We start from the raw sequence: 16183 nt of genomic DNA on the forward strand, positions 1-16183 counted from the left end.
GCGGATACGAACGGACAGGGAGCCTTCTGACCAGTCAGAAGGCTCCCTGTTTTTTGAGATATTTTGGACCCGCCCGGTGGAACCGGGTTCTAGGCCTTTGGGCCGGCAGATGCGTGGCCAACCTGGCGCAGTTCCGTGGTGCTGGGACCGTTGCCTTCGTCCTCGGTGCTGATCAGGACGTTGCCCTCACCGATCGCCTCCGGCATGACCTCCGGTTCCAGCCTGGTGGCCAGCGCCTTTTCCTTGATAAACAGGCACAGGATCGTGGCAACTACCGCCAACGGCACCATAAACAGGAACAACGGGATCAGCGCTTCGTTGTAGGAACGGATGATGATGTCCTGGACCGCTTCCGGCAGTTCGTGGACAAGCTTCGGTGTCAGCGAGTTTCCGCCTCCGGTGGCAGATGCGGCATCCGCGGGCAGCCGCTCGCCCAGCAGGTCCGTCAGCCGATGGGCAAACAGGCTGCCCACCACGGCAGAACCGAGGGTGGCGCCAATCTGGCGGAAATAGTTGTTCGCGGCGGTGGCTGTACCCACCTGGCGCAGCGGGAAGGAGTTCTGCACCACCAGGACCAGGATCTGCATGTTCAGGCCAAGGCCCAGCCCCAGGATGCCGATGTAGACGCACAGCTGCCAGACCGGGGAGTCAGCGGTAATGGTGCCCATCAGGAACAGTGCCAGCACCATGATGGCGGAGCCGGTAATCGGCATCCACTTGTAACGGCCGGTCTTGGAGACCAGGGAGCCGGAGAGCACAGAGGTAAAGAGCAGGGCGCCCATCATGGGGATCATCAGCATGCCGGCTTCCGTGGCACTGGCACCGGTAGCCATCTGCAGGTAGGTCGGCAGGTAGCCGATGGCCCCGAACATGGCGACGGAGGTGAGCAGGCCGGAGGCCGTTGCGAGGTTGAAGTTGCGGTCGTGGAAGAGCTCCATCGGAATGATGGGCTCCGCGGTGCGGCGCTCGACCATCACAAAGATCACTGAGGCGATGACCGTACCGGCGATCAGGCCCAGGATGATCGGATCGCTCCAGGCGTAGGTGCTGCCGCCCCAGCTGCTGACGAGCACAAGGCCGGTGGTGGCCAGGGCGATGAACACCATTCCCCAGAAGTCGATCCGGGGGCGCGACGTAACGGCCCGCGGCTTGAGGAAGAACAACGCGCCGAGCAGCGCGAGTACGCCCACCGGAATGTTGAACCAGAACGCCCAGCGCCAGCCCGGCCCCTCGGTCAGCCAACCGCCGATCAGCGGTCCCACAACCGAGGAGAAGGCGAACACGCCGCCCATCCACCCCATGTACTTCCCGCGCTCACGCGCCGGAACGACGTCGGCAATAATCGCCTGGGACAGAATCATCAGGCCGCCGGCGCCGAGCCCCTGAATAACCCGGGCGATGATCAGCCAGGTCATGTCCGGAGACAGGGCACCGACCACTGAACCGGCCAGGAAGATGAGGATGGCAGCCACCAACAGGTACTTGCGGCCGATGAGGTCGCCCAGCTTCCCGTAGATCGGCATCATCACCGTGGAGGCCAGGATGAACGCCGTGATCACCCAGAGCATCAGGTTCGCGCCGTTGAGTTCGCCAACGATGGTGGGCAGGGCGGTGCCCAGGATGGTCTGGTTGAGCGCCGAAAGGAGCATGGCCAGGACCAGGGCGGTAAATACCAGGACCAGGCTGGGTTGCTTCCCGGTGCTCTTGTGGGCTGCGTCAGCACCTGTTCGCGTCATAGGACTTCCTTGAAAACGTCTCGGAGAAGTTCAAGGCCCTCCCCGAGAGCCTCGAACTGAAGTGTGTGGGTGGGGTTGGACCAGGTTTTCTGCATGACGTAACGCATGCGGGTACTGGCGGCGAGCACGATGGTGAAGGCCACGTCGTCAACGCTGTGCCCTTGCCATGCCGAGCCCGGCGCCTGTTCCTTCCAACGGCGCGACTCCCCCAGCTGGGCGCGCACGGTCTCAAGGACCAGTTGCTCGACCTTGAGGATGTACTGGTACCGCCGGTGCATCAGGTGTGGATAGGCCTGATAAATCTGGCTGCGGAGCTCATTAGAGTCATCACCACCCTGCAGGGTGCGCAGTACCGACAGCATGAGCCGGCTCACTTCCGTGAGCAGATCCCCTTCAATATCGAAGGCGTCGAGAGCGGCTTGTTCCACTGAGGGTTCCTGGAGGCCCAGGACAGCATCTTCCTTGCAGGGGAAGTAGTTGAAGAACGTGCGTGTTGAGACGCCTGCCTCCTCGGCAACCACTTCAACGTTTACGCATTCCAATCCGTCCTTGATCGCGCGGCGTGCAGCAGCGGCATGCAGCGCAGCCCAGGTTTCGGCGCGTTTGCGATCACGGAGGGAAAGTTGTTGACTCACCGAACTACTTTGACACCCGCAGGAATTTTTCACAACTGCAAAATTGCAGACGTGCAAGAACTTGTGGACTCTACATGGGTAGTTCTCCCCATGTGCAGATTCCAAAATCCGGCCTAGCGTTGTTTTTGGGGGTTTTTGGGGGTTACAGCCGAACAACCCCAGCGTTCTTCGGTGAGATGGATGGGCTTTCCGGCAGGACTGGCAAGGAACTGACGAGGACACATAGGTGAAAAATGCTTAGGCACTGCAAGGGGACACCCGTCCGGCTGGTTCCGAAGGAACGGCTGCCCAGGACGCTGTGCCGGCGTAACTGGAGCCGGCTTCGGCCCTGCACCCGGCCGGTGTAATCCCCTACCCTCGACATGACGCCTTAGCACCTGCAGAATGCCGCAGATGAAAAGGCCGGATCCGCGTTCCCTGTGTGTGCTTGCCGCGGGGATCGTGCTGGTAGCAGGATCAGGTGGAACTCCGCCGCCTGCTGCCCCCGCCGCCGGTCCCCCAGCCGGCGGCGCCGAGCTTTCAGCAGCAGAAATCGCGTCCGGACAGCAGCAGCTTGCGCGGGTCCTGATGGAGCGCTTCGGGAACCCGGGCTGGACGTACGTGGACGGAACGCAGTATTCGGCCGCAGATACGCCCACACCGCGTCTTATCCCCTGCACCGCGGAGCGTGCCGGCCCACGCCGGCACCAGCTCGCGACGGCGTTCACCGGCCCGCCGCCGGCTGGGCCTGAACGCGCCCGCGACCAGGCCCAGCAGGCGCTTCGCTCAGCCGGAACCGATATGCTCTCGGCACTAACCCCCGGCCCCGATGCCCCGCCGGAGACGGACTTCACGTTTTTCGGCGCCTATGCCGGGAGCACTGTGCTCTACTCGGCCAACGAGTACCGGCAGCTGCTGGAAATCAGCAGCCCCTGCTCCCCGGGGCTAGGCCCTGCGCAGTTGAAGCTCGACTTCCTCCAATGACAGCCCCCGGGTCTCCGGCAGGTACCGCTTCACGAACAGGACGGCGCAGATCCCCAGCGCCACGAAAATGAAGAACGTGGTGGAGATCCCCAGGGCGGACATCAGCATCGGGAAGGAGAATCCCACCGCGAAGTTCGCCATCCACTGCACAAATACCGACAGCCCGATCCCCAGGCCCCGGACGCGCAGCGGGAAGATCTCCGAGAGCATCAGCCAGGTCACCGGGGAAACGGCGCCCTGCTGGAAGGCCAGGAACAGCACCGTCATGGACAGGACGGTGAAACCCCGGGCGGGGCCCTCCGGCAGCAGAATCGAGGCGACGCCGATGATGGCGAGCGTGCTGCAGGTGCCGATCAATCCGGTCATCAGCATGGGCCGGCGCCCCACCTTGCCGAGCAGCCAGATGCCCAGCAGGGCGGCACCGACTGACACGACGCCGTTGGCGATGTTGGCGGTCAGCGCCGCTTCGGTGCCGAATCCGGCGTCGGCCAGGATCTGCGTGCCGTAATAGATAATCGCGTTGACGCCGGTGATCTGCTGGACGATGGAGAGTCCCATGCCGATCAGCAGGACCCGCATCAGCCACGGTTCGGCGAAATCCTTCAAGCGGCCGGTGCGGGTGGGGACACCGCTGGCCAGTGCCTTGGCCTCCTCGTATTCCGCCTGTGCGTCTTCGGCACTGCGGATCCGCTGCAGTTCGGTGAGCATCTGCGCATAGCGGCCTTTGGAACCGAGCCAGCGGGGACTTTCCGGCACAAAGTTCATGCCGATCCACAGCGCGATGGCCGGCAGCGTGGCAACCAGCAGCATCCAGCGCCAGACGTTGCCCTCTTCGCCCCAAAGATTGCCAATGACGGCGTTGCAGACGAACGCCGCCAGCTGCCCGCTGACGATCATCAGCTGGTCCCGCGTCACCACCTGGCCGCGGCGGGCCGCCGGTGCCAGTTCCGCCAGGAACATCGGGACGACGGCGGACGCGCCGCCCACGGCCAGGCCCAGGACCACACGGGCCAGGACCATCAGTCCAACACCGGGAGCCGCAGCGGTGCCCGCCGCGCCCAGCAGGAAGACCCCGGCCAGGATGATCAGCAGCCGCCGCCGGCCGAGCCGGTCCGCGAGCTGCCCGGCTCCCAGCGCACCGAACGCCGCGCCGAACAGCAGGCTGGAGGTGATCAGGCCTTCGGTGAACGGGGTCAGGCCCAGATCGTCCTGCATGTACGGCAGGGCACCATTGATCACGCCGGTGTCATAACCGAAGAGGAAGCCGCCCAAGGTGGCGATCCAGGTCGCCCGGCGGAGCGTATTCCGGTGGCCGACGGTGGGCACGGCGGGGGCAGTGGGAGTTTGGTGCATGGTGTTCTTTCGTGCAGTGAGACGCACAAAACCCCCGTGCACCGGAGTTATCCGAACACGGGGGTTGTGCTGAGGGAGCCTACAGAGCTGCGAAAACCTCGCGCAGCAGGTCAGCGGTTTCAGACGGGGTCTTCCCGACCTTCACGCCTGCAGCCTCGAGGGCTTCCTTCTTGGCCTGGGCGGTTCCGGCTGAACCGGAGACGATGGCACCGGCGTGGCCCATGGTCTTGCCTTCGGGAGCCGTAAAGCCAGCCACGTAGCCAACAACCGGCTTGGTGACATTGGCCTTGATGAACTCTGCGGCACGCTCTTCTGCGTCGCCGCCGATTTCGCCGATCATCACGATCGCCTTGGTCTCGGGGTCAGCTTCGAAGGCTGCGAGGGCATCGATGTGCGTGGTGCCGATGACCGGGTCTCCGCCAATGCCAATGGCGGTGGAGAAGCCAAGGTCACGCAGTTCGTACATCATCTGGTAGGTCAGGGTGCCCGACTTGGAGACGAGGCCGATCGGGCCCTTACCGGTGATGTTGGCGGGGGTGATGCCCACCAGTGCTTCACCGGGGGTGATGATGCCCGGGCAGTTCGGGCCGATGATGCGGGTCACCTGGTTGCCGTCAGCGTCCACCTTGGACTGGGCGTGGGCCCAGAATTCGGCGGAGTCCTGGACCGGAACACCTTCGGTGATGACCACAACGAGGCCGATGCCGGCGTCGATAGCTTCGATGACCGCATCCTTGGTGAAGGCCGGCGGAACGAAGACGATCGAAACGTCGGCTTCGGTCTTGTCGATCGCTTCAGCAACAGTGCCGAAGACGGGCAGCTCAACGTCGCCGTGGGTAACGGTGGTGCCGGCCTTGCGGGCGTTCACGCCACCAACAACCTGGGTTCCGGCCTTGAGCATCAGGGCGGTGTGCTTGGTGCCTTCGCCGCCGGTGATGCCCTGAACGATGACCTTGGAGTCCTTGTTCAAGTAGATAGACATGTGTGTTTTCTCTTTCTGGGGTCGGCTCGGTCAGCGAGCTGCGTTGGCGAGCTCGGCAGCCTTGTCGGCGCCGTTGTCCATGGTGGTGGCGAGGGTAACCAGCGGGTGGTTGGCCTCGGCCAGGATGCGGCGGCCTTCTTCGACGTTGTTGCCGTCCAGGCGGACAACCAGCGGCTTGTTGGCCTCGTCGCCGAGAATCTCCAGGGCCTTGACGATGCCGTTGGCGACGGCGTCACAGGCGGTGATGCCACCGAAGACGTTCACGAATACGGACTTGACCTGCTCATCGTTGAGGATGACGTCCAGGCCGGCGGCCATAACGGAAGCCGAGGCTCCGCCGCCGATGTCCAGGAAGTTGGCGGGCTTGACGTTGCCGTGCTTTTCGCCGGCATAGGCCACCACGTCGAGGGTGGACATCACCAGGCCTGCACCGTTGCCGATGATGCCTACTTCGCCGTCGAGCTTGACGTAGTTGAGGTCGTTCTCCTTGGCCTTGGCTTCCAGCGGATCCGCGGCGTCCTTGTCCTCCAGGTCGGCGTGGCCGGGCTGGCGGAAGTCGGCGTTCTCATCCAGGGAGACCTTGCCGTCCAGGGCGACAATGTCGCCGGCGCCGGTCTTGACCAGCGGGTTGACCTCAACCAGGGTGGCGTCTTCCTTGACGAAGACATCCCACAGCTTGATGATCGCGTTGATCACGCCTTCGCGGAGTTCCGGCGCGAAACCGGCTGCGTCGACGATCTCTTCTGCCTTGGCCTGGTCGATTCCGACGGCTGGGTCCACGGCGACGCGGGCCAGGGCGTCGGGACGCTCCACAGCCAGCTGCTCGATCTCCATGCCGCCTTCAACCGAGCACATAGCCAGGTAGTTGCGGTTCGCGCGGTCCAGCAGGACCGAGAAGTAGTATTCCTCGGCGATGTCCGCACCCTGGGCAATCATCACCTTGTTGACGGTGTGGCCCTTGATGTCCATGCCGAGGATGTTGCTGGCGTGCTCGAAAGCTTCATCAGCGGTCTTGGCTACCTTGACGCCGCCGGCCTTGCCGCGGCCTCCGACCTTAACCTGAGCCTTAACGACTACGACGCCGCCGATCTTCTCAGCAGCAGCTTTGGCTTCTTCAGGAGTGTGCGCCACGATTCCGGCAAGCACGGGTACACCGTGCGCCTCAAACAGATCGCGCGCCTGATATTCAAACAGGTCCACGGGCTAGTGTCCTTCTACGTCGAAGTAGGTTTACAGTCGATCAGCTGATCGGGAAGCAGATGCGTGAAGCCGGGCTGCTCCAAAGGAACTTTAGTCCCTTGGCGCCGGAGGCCCCTCACAGAGTACCGCTTTAGTGACGAAGCGCACAGTTCTATGGTTTGTAGAAAAAGGCGTCCTTCGGCTATGGCGCCAGCGGATCCAATGGGCCCGTCAGCCCTCCTTGGTGAGCGGGGCGTAGCGCAGCAGCAGGCGCTTCTCCCCGGCATCGAACTTCACCTTTGCCACTGTTTTGTCCCCGGCGCCCTCGACGGCGAGGACCGTGCCGTGCCCGAAGGACGTGTGGTTGACCTTGTCCCCCACCACCACGGAGATGACTTCCTTCTGCGGCTGCACCCGGCCCATCGCCTTGGCCACCGGTGCGGCAGCAATGCTGCCGCCGGTGGACGACGGCGACCCGGCACCCCAGTGTGATCCGCTGTAGCGGCTGGAGGTGATGCTGCTTCCTCCGCCCCACGCCGGCCGGTCCATGCCTTCGCGTTTCCACTCGATCAGTTCCGCCGGCACCTCGCCCAGGAACTGGCTGGCCGGGTTGTACTGGCTCTGCCCCCACATGCTGCGCACCTCCGAGCGCGTCACGTACAGCCGTTCGCGGGCACGGGTGAGTCCGACGTACGCCAGGCGGCGTTCTTCCGCCAGTTCCGCCGGATCGGTGGCGGACCGCTGGTGCGGGAAGATGCCCTGCTCCATGCCGGTGAGGAACACCACCGGGAACTCCAGGCCCTTCGCGGTGTGCAGCGTCATCAGGGTGACCACACCCTGCCGGCGGGATTCCTCCACTGCTGCGGCGACCTCTTCGGCCGAGCCTTCCGGCGCATCGGGAATCTGGTCCGCATCGGCCACCAGGGACACCTGTTCCAGGAACTCGGACAGAGTCCCCTCGGGGTTGTCCCGCTCAAATTCCCGGACCACGGCAACGAGTTCCGCGAGGTTTTCCACCCGGGACTCGTCCTGCGGATCGCTGCTGGAGCGCAGCTGCGCCAGGTAGCCGGTTTGTTCCAGTACGGCTTCCAGGGCCGCGGAAGCGCCGGATCCGGATGCTACCTCGGCCAGGTCATCGATGAGTTTGACGAAGCCGTTGACGGCGTTCAGGGAGCGGGTGGCCAGGCCGGGCGCGTCTTCGGCTCGGCGCAGCGCTTCCATGAAACTGATCCGCTCGCGTTCAGCGAGGGCGGCCACGGAGTACTCGGCGCGGTCCCCGATTCCGCGCTTGGGCTCGTTGAGGATGCGGCGCAGGTTCACGACGTCGTCCTGGTTCGCCAGCACCCGCAGGTAAGCCAGCGCGTCCTTGATTTCCTTGCGTTCGTAGAACCGGGTGCCGCCGACCACCTTGTAGGGCAGGCCGACGCGCACCAGCACGTCTTCAAGCGAACGGGACTGGGCATTGGTGCGGTAGAAGATGGCGACGTCGCCCGGCCGCAGGTTTTCCTCATCCTGCAGGCGGTCGATCTCCTCGGCGATGAACCGGGCTTCCTCGTGTTCATTCTCACCGACGTAGCCCACGATCTTGGCGCCGTCGCCCTCTGCCGTCCAGAGTTTTTTCTCCGGCCGGTTCGGGTTCCGGGAGATCACGGCGTTGGCGGCCGTGAGGATGGTCTGGGTGGAACGGTAGTTCTGCTCCAGGAGGATGGTGCGGGCAGACGGGTAGTCCTTCTCGAAATCCACGATGTTGCGTACGTCCGCGCCGCGGAAGGCGTAGATGGACTGGTCGGAATCGCCCACCACGGTGAGCTCGGCCGGCGGAATATCCAGCTGCCCCTCCCCCGGTACACCCACGAGTTCGCGCACCAGCGCATACTGGGCGTGGTTGGTGTCCTGGTACTCGTCCACCAGAATGTGGCGGAAGCGGCGCCGGTAATACTCGGCCACACCGGGGAAAGCCCGGAACATAAAGACGGTCTGGGCGATCAGGTCGTCGAAGTCCATCGCGTTGGCCTGTCGCATTCGCTGGGTGTACCCCGTGTAGACCTGGGCGACAGCCTGTTCGAAGGGATCCGAGTAGTTGGCGCTGGAAGCGTAGGACTCGTCGTCGATCAGCTCGTTCTTGAGCCCGGAGATCTTGTTGGCGATGGCCTTGGGCGCAAACCGCTTGGGGTCCAGGTCCAGGCCCTTCGCCACCAGGGTGATCAGCCGCAGCGTGTCCGCGGAGTCGTAGATGGAGAAGTTGGAGTTCATCCCCACGGTCTTTGCCTCGCGGCGCAGGATCCGCACGCAGGAGGAGTGGAAGGTGGAGATCCACATGGTCTTCGCAACGCCGCCCACCAGTGATTCGATGCGTTCACGCATCTCCGCCGCGGCCTTGTTGGTGAAGGTGATGGCCAGGATCTGCCCCGGGTTGGACCGGCCGGTCGCCATCAGGTAGGCGATCCGGTGACTGAGCACCCGGGTCTTGCCGGAGCCGGCACCGGCGACGATCAGCAGCGGCGAACCGCCATGCTTGACCGCTTCCTTCTGCTGCGGGTTCAGGCCGCGCAGGAGGTCCGCCGCACGGGCTTCGTCGACGCGCGGAGAATGCCCGGAATGGTGCTCGCCGCGGGCCTGCGATACGGGCGCGGCGGCCTCGGAAACGGCGGCGCCACCACCGGGAGCAGCCTCGTCCTTGGCGGACCCAGGAGAGGTCTTGGACTTGCCGGGCGTGGAGAAGTACGGATCAAAGAGATAGTCCATGGTGCGGTTAAGTCTAGGTCCTGCCTCGGACAATTTCCCGGAGAGCCTCCGGGAGCGGGGGAATGTGCGCTCCCGGGTGCTAGTTCCCGGCCAGCAGGCGCTGGATTTCCCGGACGGCAGCGGCTGGGCCGGCGATGTGCCAGCGGAAGCCGTGAACCTCCTGGATCGCCGTGGTTCCGCCGGCAGCTTCGACGATGGCCTTGCCCGGCAGCCAGTCCCACTCCGGGCAGCTGTGCTGGAACCAGGCTCCCAGTGCCCCTGTGGCGACGGATCCCAGATCACAGGAACCGGAGCCGAGCATCCGGATGGTGGCCGCCGCCTGCGCTGCCTGTTTCCACGGGCCGGCAACTTCCTCCCGCTGCAGCCAGGTCGGATGCAGGTAGGTTCCGGCGCTGAGCCCGCCCAGCCCGGCATCGGCGAGGGTGGGCAGCGTCTCTTCGTTCAGTGTGGCGGGCCTGCCCGGCCCGCCGAGCCACAGCTTGTCCTCCTGGGGCTGGAAGATGGCACCCAGCAGCACCTCCGGAAGACGGTCGGGCGACTCGGCGGTGTCAGTGCGCAGGGCAAGCGCAGAACACCAGTAGGTGGACCCGGACAGGAAGTTATAGGTGCCGTCCACCGGATCGATGACCCAGGTGCGGCCGGAGGTGCCCGCGTGGCTGGCACCTTCCTCCCCGATGATCCCGTCCTCGGGGCGCAGCTGGCGCAGTGTGTCCACTACGAGCTTCTCGGCAGCGTGGTCCGCGGCTGTCACGACGTCGGACACTGACGTTTTCTGTGTGCCGGTTACCCCTTCCTGCCGCATCTTGAAGGCCAGCGCGCCAGCCTCACGGACGAGGCTGGCGGCCAGGACAAAGTCTGATTCGGTGGCGAACGCACTCATGCTGCCAACCCTATCCGGCCCGGCGAGGGGCCGGGGATGCCGAAGCCAGCCTCAGCCATACTGTTGGTATGGGAAAAACTCCGGCACAGCGCGCAGCGAAGCACGGCGATAACGCCGTTTCCGCTGCCGCCACTCAGCCCTCCGCCAACGAAACGACGCAACGTACGCCGCAGCAGGCCAGGAACAATGCCAATCTGCTCCTGATCGCCGCGGCGGCCACAGCTCTGTTTATGTTCTGGTACTACCACTTGCTGGTGCTTGACCAGATGACGCAGCTGTCAGGGGGCCTGGCCATGCCTGACTCGCTGATTGGCGGATACAGCATGGATCATCTGGCGGCGCTGCGCTCCGCCCTGGACGCTGATGCCCTCGGCCAGCTCAGCTATGTCCATAAAACGGCGGGTACGCTGTTTCCGCTGATTTTCGGCTTCGCCTGGCTGCTGATCATTGGCCTCAACACCCAGCGCAAGGCACTGCGCTGGGTGTTGTGGACCGCTCCGATCCTCTTCGCGATCGTGGATCTGTGGGAGAACGTCGCCATTGACAACGTCCTGGGCGCCGCCGAACTCTCAGCCGGTGATGCCGGCCTGGCCAGCGTGCTCACGGTCGCCCGCTGGGTCCTGCTCGGGCTGAGCCTCGTGGCGTCCGTGGTTGCGGTTTTTAGCTCCCGGACGCCCCGGCCACCAGAACTTCTCCCCCAGGACAAAGGCTAGGGCCGGCACCACGACGGTCCGCACCACCAGGGTGTCCAGCAGGACGCCGATCGCCACGGTGATGCCCACCTGGGTCAGGGTGACCAGCGGCAGGACACCGAGCACGGCGAACACGGCGGCCAGCAGGATTCCGGCGCTGGTGATCACACCGCCGGTGGAGCGCAGCGCCGCGAGCATTCCCTTCCGGGTGCCAAGTGTGGCTGCGTTCTCCCGGGCACGGGTGACCAGGAAGATGTTGTAGTCCACGCCGAGCGCGACCAGGAACAGGAAGCTGTAAAGCAGTGTCAGGGTATCCAGCGCGGGGAACCCGAGCACGTTCACGAATAGCAGCCAGCTCACGCCGGTTGAGGCGAAGAAGGTCAGCAGCACCGACGCCACCAGCAGTACCGGGGCAACCAGGGAGCGCAGCAGGACCAGCAGCACCAGGAAGACCAGCACGATCACCAGGGAAACCACCAGGGTCACGTCATGCGTGTTTGCCGCGAGCTGGTCAACGCGTTCGGCGGCTTCGCCGCCCACGATTCCCTCATATTCCGGATGCCCGCCCAGATCGGTCCGCAGCTCCTCGATGAAGGTATTGGCGTCCGCGCTGCCGGCTTCGTAGCTGCTGACCAGGTCGATCCGGGTCAGGCCGTTGTGTTCAGCAGCGACCGTGGCGGTTTCGACGCCGTCGAGTCCGCCAAGTTCCGCGGCAGCCGCGTCGGCACTGTCCGAGTTGACCAGCACGATCACCGGCGACGTTGAGCCGGCGGGGAAACCTTCGGCCAGGGTTTCGGCAGCGGTCACAGCCTGCGGCTTCTCGGTGAACTGCTCGTTCTCGCTGAGGCCGATCTTGGCACTGAAGAGCCCGGAGGCCATCACCAGCAGGACGACGACGGCGATCCCGGCGATCGTCTTTGGGCGGCGGGCGGTGGCTTCACCGAGGCGGCCCCAGAACTTGCCCTCGCGGGCCGGGTCGCCAACCTTCGGGACGAACGGCCAGAAGAGTTTGCGGCCCAGCAGCACCAGGGCTACCGGCAGCAGGAACAGGGCGCTGAGGATGGCGAAGACGATTCCCACGGCGGCTGAGAAGCCCAGTCCGCGGTAGCTGAGGGTGTCCGTAAAGAGCAGGGTAAGCAGGGCCAGGATAACGGTGCCGCCGGAGGCGATGATGGCCTCACGGGTGCGGCGCAGGGCAACGCCCATGGCTTCGAAGACGCTCTCATGGACGCGGAGCTCTTCGCGGTAGCGGGCAATGAGCAGCAGCGCATAGTTGGTCGCCGCGCCGAACACGAGCACGCTGGTGATGCCGACGGCGGAGGGGTCCACCTCGATTCCGGACACCGGGGCCAGGAAGTCCACCATCCGCAGTGCGAGCTGCTCGACAGCTGCCACGACCACCAGCGGCACCATCCAGAGCCACGGCGAGCGGTAGGTGATCAGGAGCAGCAGGGCTACGACGGCGGCCGTGACTGTCAGCAGCGTGAAGTTGGCTCCGGAGAACACACCGGCGAGGTCGGCAGTAAATGCTGCACCGCCGGTCAGCTCCGCTGTAATACCCTCGGGGGCCGCACCGGAAATCGCTTCACGCAGGCTCTCCACTTCGGCACCTACGGCGTCGCCGTCGTCGCTCACTGCCTGGAGGGTTACCGGAACCAGCGCCACCAGTCCGTTGTCCGAGACGATCGGCGGAACCTGTGCCGGCGGCGTCGAAACCCCGGCCTGCGCTGCGGCCGCGCTGATGTCAGCAATGGCCGCGCGGTCAGCGTCGTTCATGGCAGCGCCGTCGGTGCGGGACACCACGATCAGCGCGGTGGACTGCTGGGCGTCGGGGAACTCATCAAGCAGTTCCTGCACCTGCGTAGTCTGGTACTTGTCGGTGAGGCCGCCTACGGTGGAAGCCTCGTTCTCCTGCACGGGGAGTGAAAAAAGCCCCACTATCACCGCCAGGCCAATGAGCAGCGTGACCCACGCTGCCTTGGCCGAGCGGACTATCCCTGCATGCATCTGATATCTCCTGTGGGGGCTCGGCAAAGTAACTAGAGAATAAAGTATCTCCAAAATAGAGATACTTCAAGGTGAAGCTACTATGGGACCGTGGACACAAACGAGCTGAGGCGGGAAATCGTCAATGCCGTCCGGGGCATGGGCCTGGACGGCCAGCAGGTCGCTGATGCTTTCGCGCACAGCCACGGCCTGAATTCCACGGATATGCGCGCCCTGACCCTGATCATGGAGGCGGAAATACGCGGCGAGCCCCTCACCGCGGGCCGGCTCAGCAGTCTCCTCGGCACCTCTACCGGCGCGACGACAGCCGTCATCGACCGCCTGGAGCGCATCGGCCACATCCACCGGGCCCGCTCGGACGAGGACAGGCGCAAGGTCACCCTTCACTTCGAGGCCCTTGCACGCCAGCTGGCCGGCGCCTTCTTCGGTCCCCTCGGCGCACTGACCAGCGAAGTCATGGACCGCTACTCGGAGGCCGAGCTGCGCACCATCCACAGTTTCCTTACCGGGATGCGGCAGGCCTACACCACTCATCTCCAGGCATTGGAAGAGGAGTCCCGCAGCTAGGCCGGGAGGTATGGCCGCCACCCTGCCGCGCCGATCCTCCCCGGCGGACCCCGGCGCACCGCCCGCCGCACCCGCTGATGAAAGCAGGTAAGCTGTTTATCGCTGCCGTCAACGGCAGTCACGCCTCCGTAGCTCAGTAGGATAGAGCGGCCCTCTCCTAAAGGGCAGGTCGTCGGTTCGATTCCGGCCGGGGGCACTTTTTTGTTTGTGCGGCCGTCCAGCTCCTGCTGGACGGCCTGCTGCCGGCCGGCTTGCCAGCGGCGCGTCAGGAGCAGTTGAACAGGCTTCCCCCGCTGGTGGGGCTGGACGCTGCCTTACCCTGCACCCACACCGTTACGGTCTTGCCGCCGCCGACGTATTTGGTGCTCACGCTCTCCTGCCCGCGCAGCTTCACCAGCGGCATCTCTGAGCAGGACCAGCCCGGGGCCAGGGTCACGCCGTTGTTGCTGTCCGCCACGTTGGCGTTCAGCTTGTATCCGGGATCCGCCAGATTGAGCGTGAGTTCCCATTCAACGTCTTCAGCCTCGGAGGGAGAGGTGACGGTTGCGTAGAAGTTGAAGTTGTCCGGTTCCGGATAGCCCCAGGCATCCACCCGCACATCGGTGACGTCGCAGGTTTTGGTGCCCGTCGGGTCATTGAGCACAGTGCAGCTGACCATCGGAGCCTCGATAGACGGCTCGTACGTCCAGATTCCGGGGACCCCCCAGGTTCCGATGGTCAGCGCTACGCCCGCGACGTCGTCCGGGTTATAGGCGGGCACCGCTACGGTTGCCGAGCCGCTGGCATCCGCCGCCAGATCCGTGGAGCCGGCCGCCAACGCGGCACCGTCTTCATCAAACAACGTCAAGGCGAGTTCCTTGCCTGCGCAGGCGGTGCCCAGGCCGGACACCGTCACCGTGGACGCCTGGCCTGCGGTGGTGGTCCCGTTGGTCGCCTTGACTGCTGGCGTACACCGCTCGGCGACAGAGGCGCTCGGGACGCTTCCGGGCAGAAGCGGAAGCTGCGCGGCTGCGCCCGGGTGCACGGCGAGGACCAAAAGCAGAACCAGCGCTGCGAGGAGGACAGCCGCGGACAGCGGTCGACGCCGTGAGGGCGCGTTACGGTACCCCTGACGGTTCAGTGCAGGACTCCTTCCTTTGCGCGGGCAGATTATGAGGTGGGCAAGTTTGAGGCAGGCAGGCTGAGGGCGGGCAGCTTCTCCGTCCCGGGGGCCGCATCGGACTCCGGCCTTGCCTCGTGATCCTGGCTTGCCTCGTGATCCTGGCTAGCCTCGTGATCCTGGCCGGCCGCGGAATCCTGGCTGGCCGCGGAATCCGGACCCTCGGAGGCTTCGGCGGCCTCTTCCTCGCCGGACTGGGGCCACAGGAAGAACGCTGCGGCGAGAATGAGCAGCGACCCCCAGACGCCGGGGTTGCCAAAGCTGTAGAGGATGTTTCCCAGCTGCGGGATGTGCACCGCGGCAATTCCGACGATTTGTGAATTATCCGGCTTCCACGGGTCAAGGAAGTCGTTGTTGTCCCCCTGCAGGATCCATCCTGACTCAGCGTCTCCGCCGACAATCCGGTGAATCACCTGCGCACCGTTGGTGTCCGCCGGGCTGTACACAACGATGTCGCCGACGGAAGGCTCCCCACAGCGGGACCATACGAGGTCACCTGTGGCGTAGGTGGGGTCCATGGAGTGTCCTGAAACGATCGTCAGGGTGCTGCATCCTCCGAGGGAGGACGGCCAGAGGAAGTACAACAGGCCCGCAACAAAGGCTGCCAGGACGGCGCCCGTAAACCATGACCGAAGCCGGCGTGCGCGGGGCACGCCGGCGGTCGTCCCATCATCTGAGGACGGTTCGGCCATCACACTGCGGTTAGGAGTGGATGACAACCGCAACGTTGGAGACCTCCGAGGCCGGGACATCGGTCAGCGGAACGGTAACAGAGGTTCCGGACACGGTCCCGGTTGCCTCTGCACCGAGCGCGGTGCCGTCAGCATCAGAGAGCGTCACCTTGTACTTCAGGCCCTGGCAGGCTGAGGAGATCGACGTGAGGTTGAGGCTGGACGCCTTGTACCCCGCGTCAGGTCCCGGCGCGAAGCTGGTCTCGAAGTTGACGCCGATCGGCGTCCCCTCGTCCTGGCAGCTGGCGACGACGGTGGTGCCCGCGCCCAGGCTGCCGGTGCCGAGGTTCAGCTGAGCAGCGGCAGCGAGGGACAGGCCTGCTACACCTGCGGCAGCGAGGGCAGCGGCAGCGGCCTTACGGACATTGCGGTTCTTGCGGGTATTGCGGGTATCGGTAGAAGGCATGTAGTCACTCCGTGTTCGAAAGGGCGCTCACTTCAGGAGCGCGCAGACAAACTCCGACCACGCCAGCACCGCCGACAGGGCCGCCTGGGCTCAGCACCCAGGACGAGGACCACCGCGGCAGGGGGAATCACCCACCGGTGCGGCGCTA

Annotated in this window: 13 protein-coding genes, 1 tRNA gene and 1 pseudogene; 4 read left to right on the forward strand and 11 right to left on the reverse strand. The window is 64.9% G+C overall.

Annotated elements, in window-relative coordinates:
* Nucleotides 1-89: 89 nt before the first annotated feature.
* Nucleotides 90-1736: an MDR family MFS transporter gene (locus tag H9638_RS15045; RefSeq protein ID WP_191748759.1), complete on the reverse strand. Its 1647-nt coding sequence runs from the start codon at nucleotides 1734-1736 to the stop codon at nucleotides 90-92.
* Nucleotides 1733-2371 (reverse strand): TetR/AcrR family transcriptional regulator, encoded by a 639-nt coding sequence (locus H9638_RS15050; protein ID WP_318241901.1) that lies wholly within the window; start codon nucleotides 2369-2371, stop codon nucleotides 1733-1735. Before H9638_RS15050 ends, H9638_RS15045 begins: the two co-directional genes overlap by 4 nt.
* A 393-nt stretch (nucleotides 2372-2764) precedes the next feature.
* On the opposite strand from H9638_RS15050, the gene H9638_RS15055 reads away from it, so the two are divergent.
* A complete protein-coding gene (locus tag H9638_RS15055) occupies nucleotides 2765-3334 on the forward strand; it encodes a hypothetical protein (protein ID WP_191748763.1) in 570 nt (189 codons plus the stop codon).
* Here H9638_RS15055 and H9638_RS15060 read toward each other — a convergent pair.
* The 5 genes from H9638_RS15060 to H9638_RS15080 form a co-directional block, all read right to left on the reverse strand.
* The gene (locus H9638_RS15060) at nucleotides 3296-4687 is read right to left on the reverse strand and encodes a sugar porter family MFS transporter (RefSeq protein ID WP_191748765.1); all 1392 of its coding nucleotides are present in this window, start codon (nucleotides 4685-4687) and stop codon (nucleotides 3296-3298) included. The two genes, H9638_RS15055 and H9638_RS15060, sit on opposite strands and share 39 nt — an antisense overlap.
* 79 nt (nucleotides 4688-4766) lie before the next feature.
* Complete coding sequence (gene sucD / locus H9638_RS15065; RefSeq protein ID WP_066301718.1) at nucleotides 4767-5669, reverse strand: succinate--CoA ligase subunit alpha; 903 nt, start codon at nucleotides 5667-5669, stop codon at nucleotides 4767-4769.
* 30 nt (nucleotides 5670-5699) lie between these two features.
* Nucleotides 5700-6869, reverse strand: a complete 1170-nt coding sequence (gene sucC, locus H9638_RS15070) for an ADP-forming succinate--CoA ligase subunit beta (protein ID WP_191748767.1) — start codon at nucleotides 6867-6869, stop codon at nucleotides 5700-5702.
* Nucleotides 6870-7079: 210 nt separating this feature from the next.
* The gene (gene pcrA, locus H9638_RS15075; RefSeq protein ID WP_191748769.1) at nucleotides 7080-9593 is read right to left on the reverse strand and encodes a DNA helicase PcrA; all 2514 of its coding nucleotides are present in this window, start codon (nucleotides 9591-9593) and stop codon (nucleotides 7080-7082) included.
* Nucleotides 9594-9672: 79 nt separating this feature from the next.
* A complete protein-coding gene (locus tag H9638_RS15080; RefSeq protein WP_191748771.1) occupies nucleotides 9673-10473 on the reverse strand; it encodes an inositol monophosphatase family protein in 801 nt (266 codons plus the stop codon).
* Between the two features lie 68 nt (nucleotides 10474-10541).
* On the opposite strand from H9638_RS15080, the gene H9638_RS15085 reads away from it, so the two are divergent.
* The gene (locus H9638_RS15085; RefSeq protein ID WP_225217498.1) at nucleotides 10542-11186 is read left to right on the forward strand and encodes a hypothetical protein; all 645 of its coding nucleotides are present in this window, start codon (nucleotides 10542-10544) and stop codon (nucleotides 11184-11186) included.
* Between the two features lie 24 nt (nucleotides 11187-11210).
* On the opposite strand, the pseudogene H9638_RS15090 reads toward H9638_RS15085, so the two are convergent.
* Nucleotides 11211-13172, reverse strand: a pseudogene (locus H9638_RS15090) (MMPL family transporter); the annotation flags it as partial.
* 90 nt (nucleotides 13173-13262) lie between these two features.
* Here H9638_RS15090 and H9638_RS15095 point away from each other — a divergent pair.
* Nucleotides 13263-13739, forward strand: coding sequence for a MarR family winged helix-turn-helix transcriptional regulator (locus H9638_RS15095; RefSeq protein WP_066301732.1), 477 nt, complete (start codon nucleotides 13263-13265; stop codon nucleotides 13737-13739).
* A 122-nt stretch (nucleotides 13740-13861) separates the two neighbouring features.
* Nucleotides 13862-13935: transfer RNA gene (locus tag H9638_RS15100), tRNA-Arg, on the forward strand.
* A gap of 69 nt (nucleotides 13936-14004) precedes the next feature.
* Here H9638_RS15100 and H9638_RS15105 read toward each other — a convergent pair.
* The 3 genes from H9638_RS15105 to H9638_RS15115 all read right to left on the reverse strand — a co-directional run bounded on the left by H9638_RS15105 (nucleotide 14005) and on the right by H9638_RS15115 (nucleotide 16035).
* A complete protein-coding gene (locus H9638_RS15105) occupies nucleotides 14005-14586 on the reverse strand; it encodes a hypothetical protein (protein WP_151724042.1) in 582 nt (193 codons plus the stop codon).
* A 302-nt stretch (nucleotides 14587-14888) separates the two neighbouring features.
* Complete coding sequence (locus tag H9638_RS15110) at nucleotides 14889-15551, reverse strand: S26 family signal peptidase (RefSeq protein WP_318241902.1); 663 nt, start codon at nucleotides 15549-15551, stop codon at nucleotides 14889-14891.
* 49 nt (nucleotides 15552-15600) lie between these two features.
* Nucleotides 15601-16035, reverse strand: a complete 435-nt coding sequence (locus H9638_RS15115) for a hypothetical protein (RefSeq protein ID WP_066301744.1) — start codon at nucleotides 16033-16035, stop codon at nucleotides 15601-15603.
* Nucleotides 16036-16183: the final 148 nt, after the last annotated feature.

It is taken from the genome of Arthrobacter pullicola, from assembly GCF_014836875.1.
GTDB lineage: Bacteria > Actinomycetota > Actinomycetes > Actinomycetales > Micrococcaceae > Arthrobacter_B > Arthrobacter_B pullicola.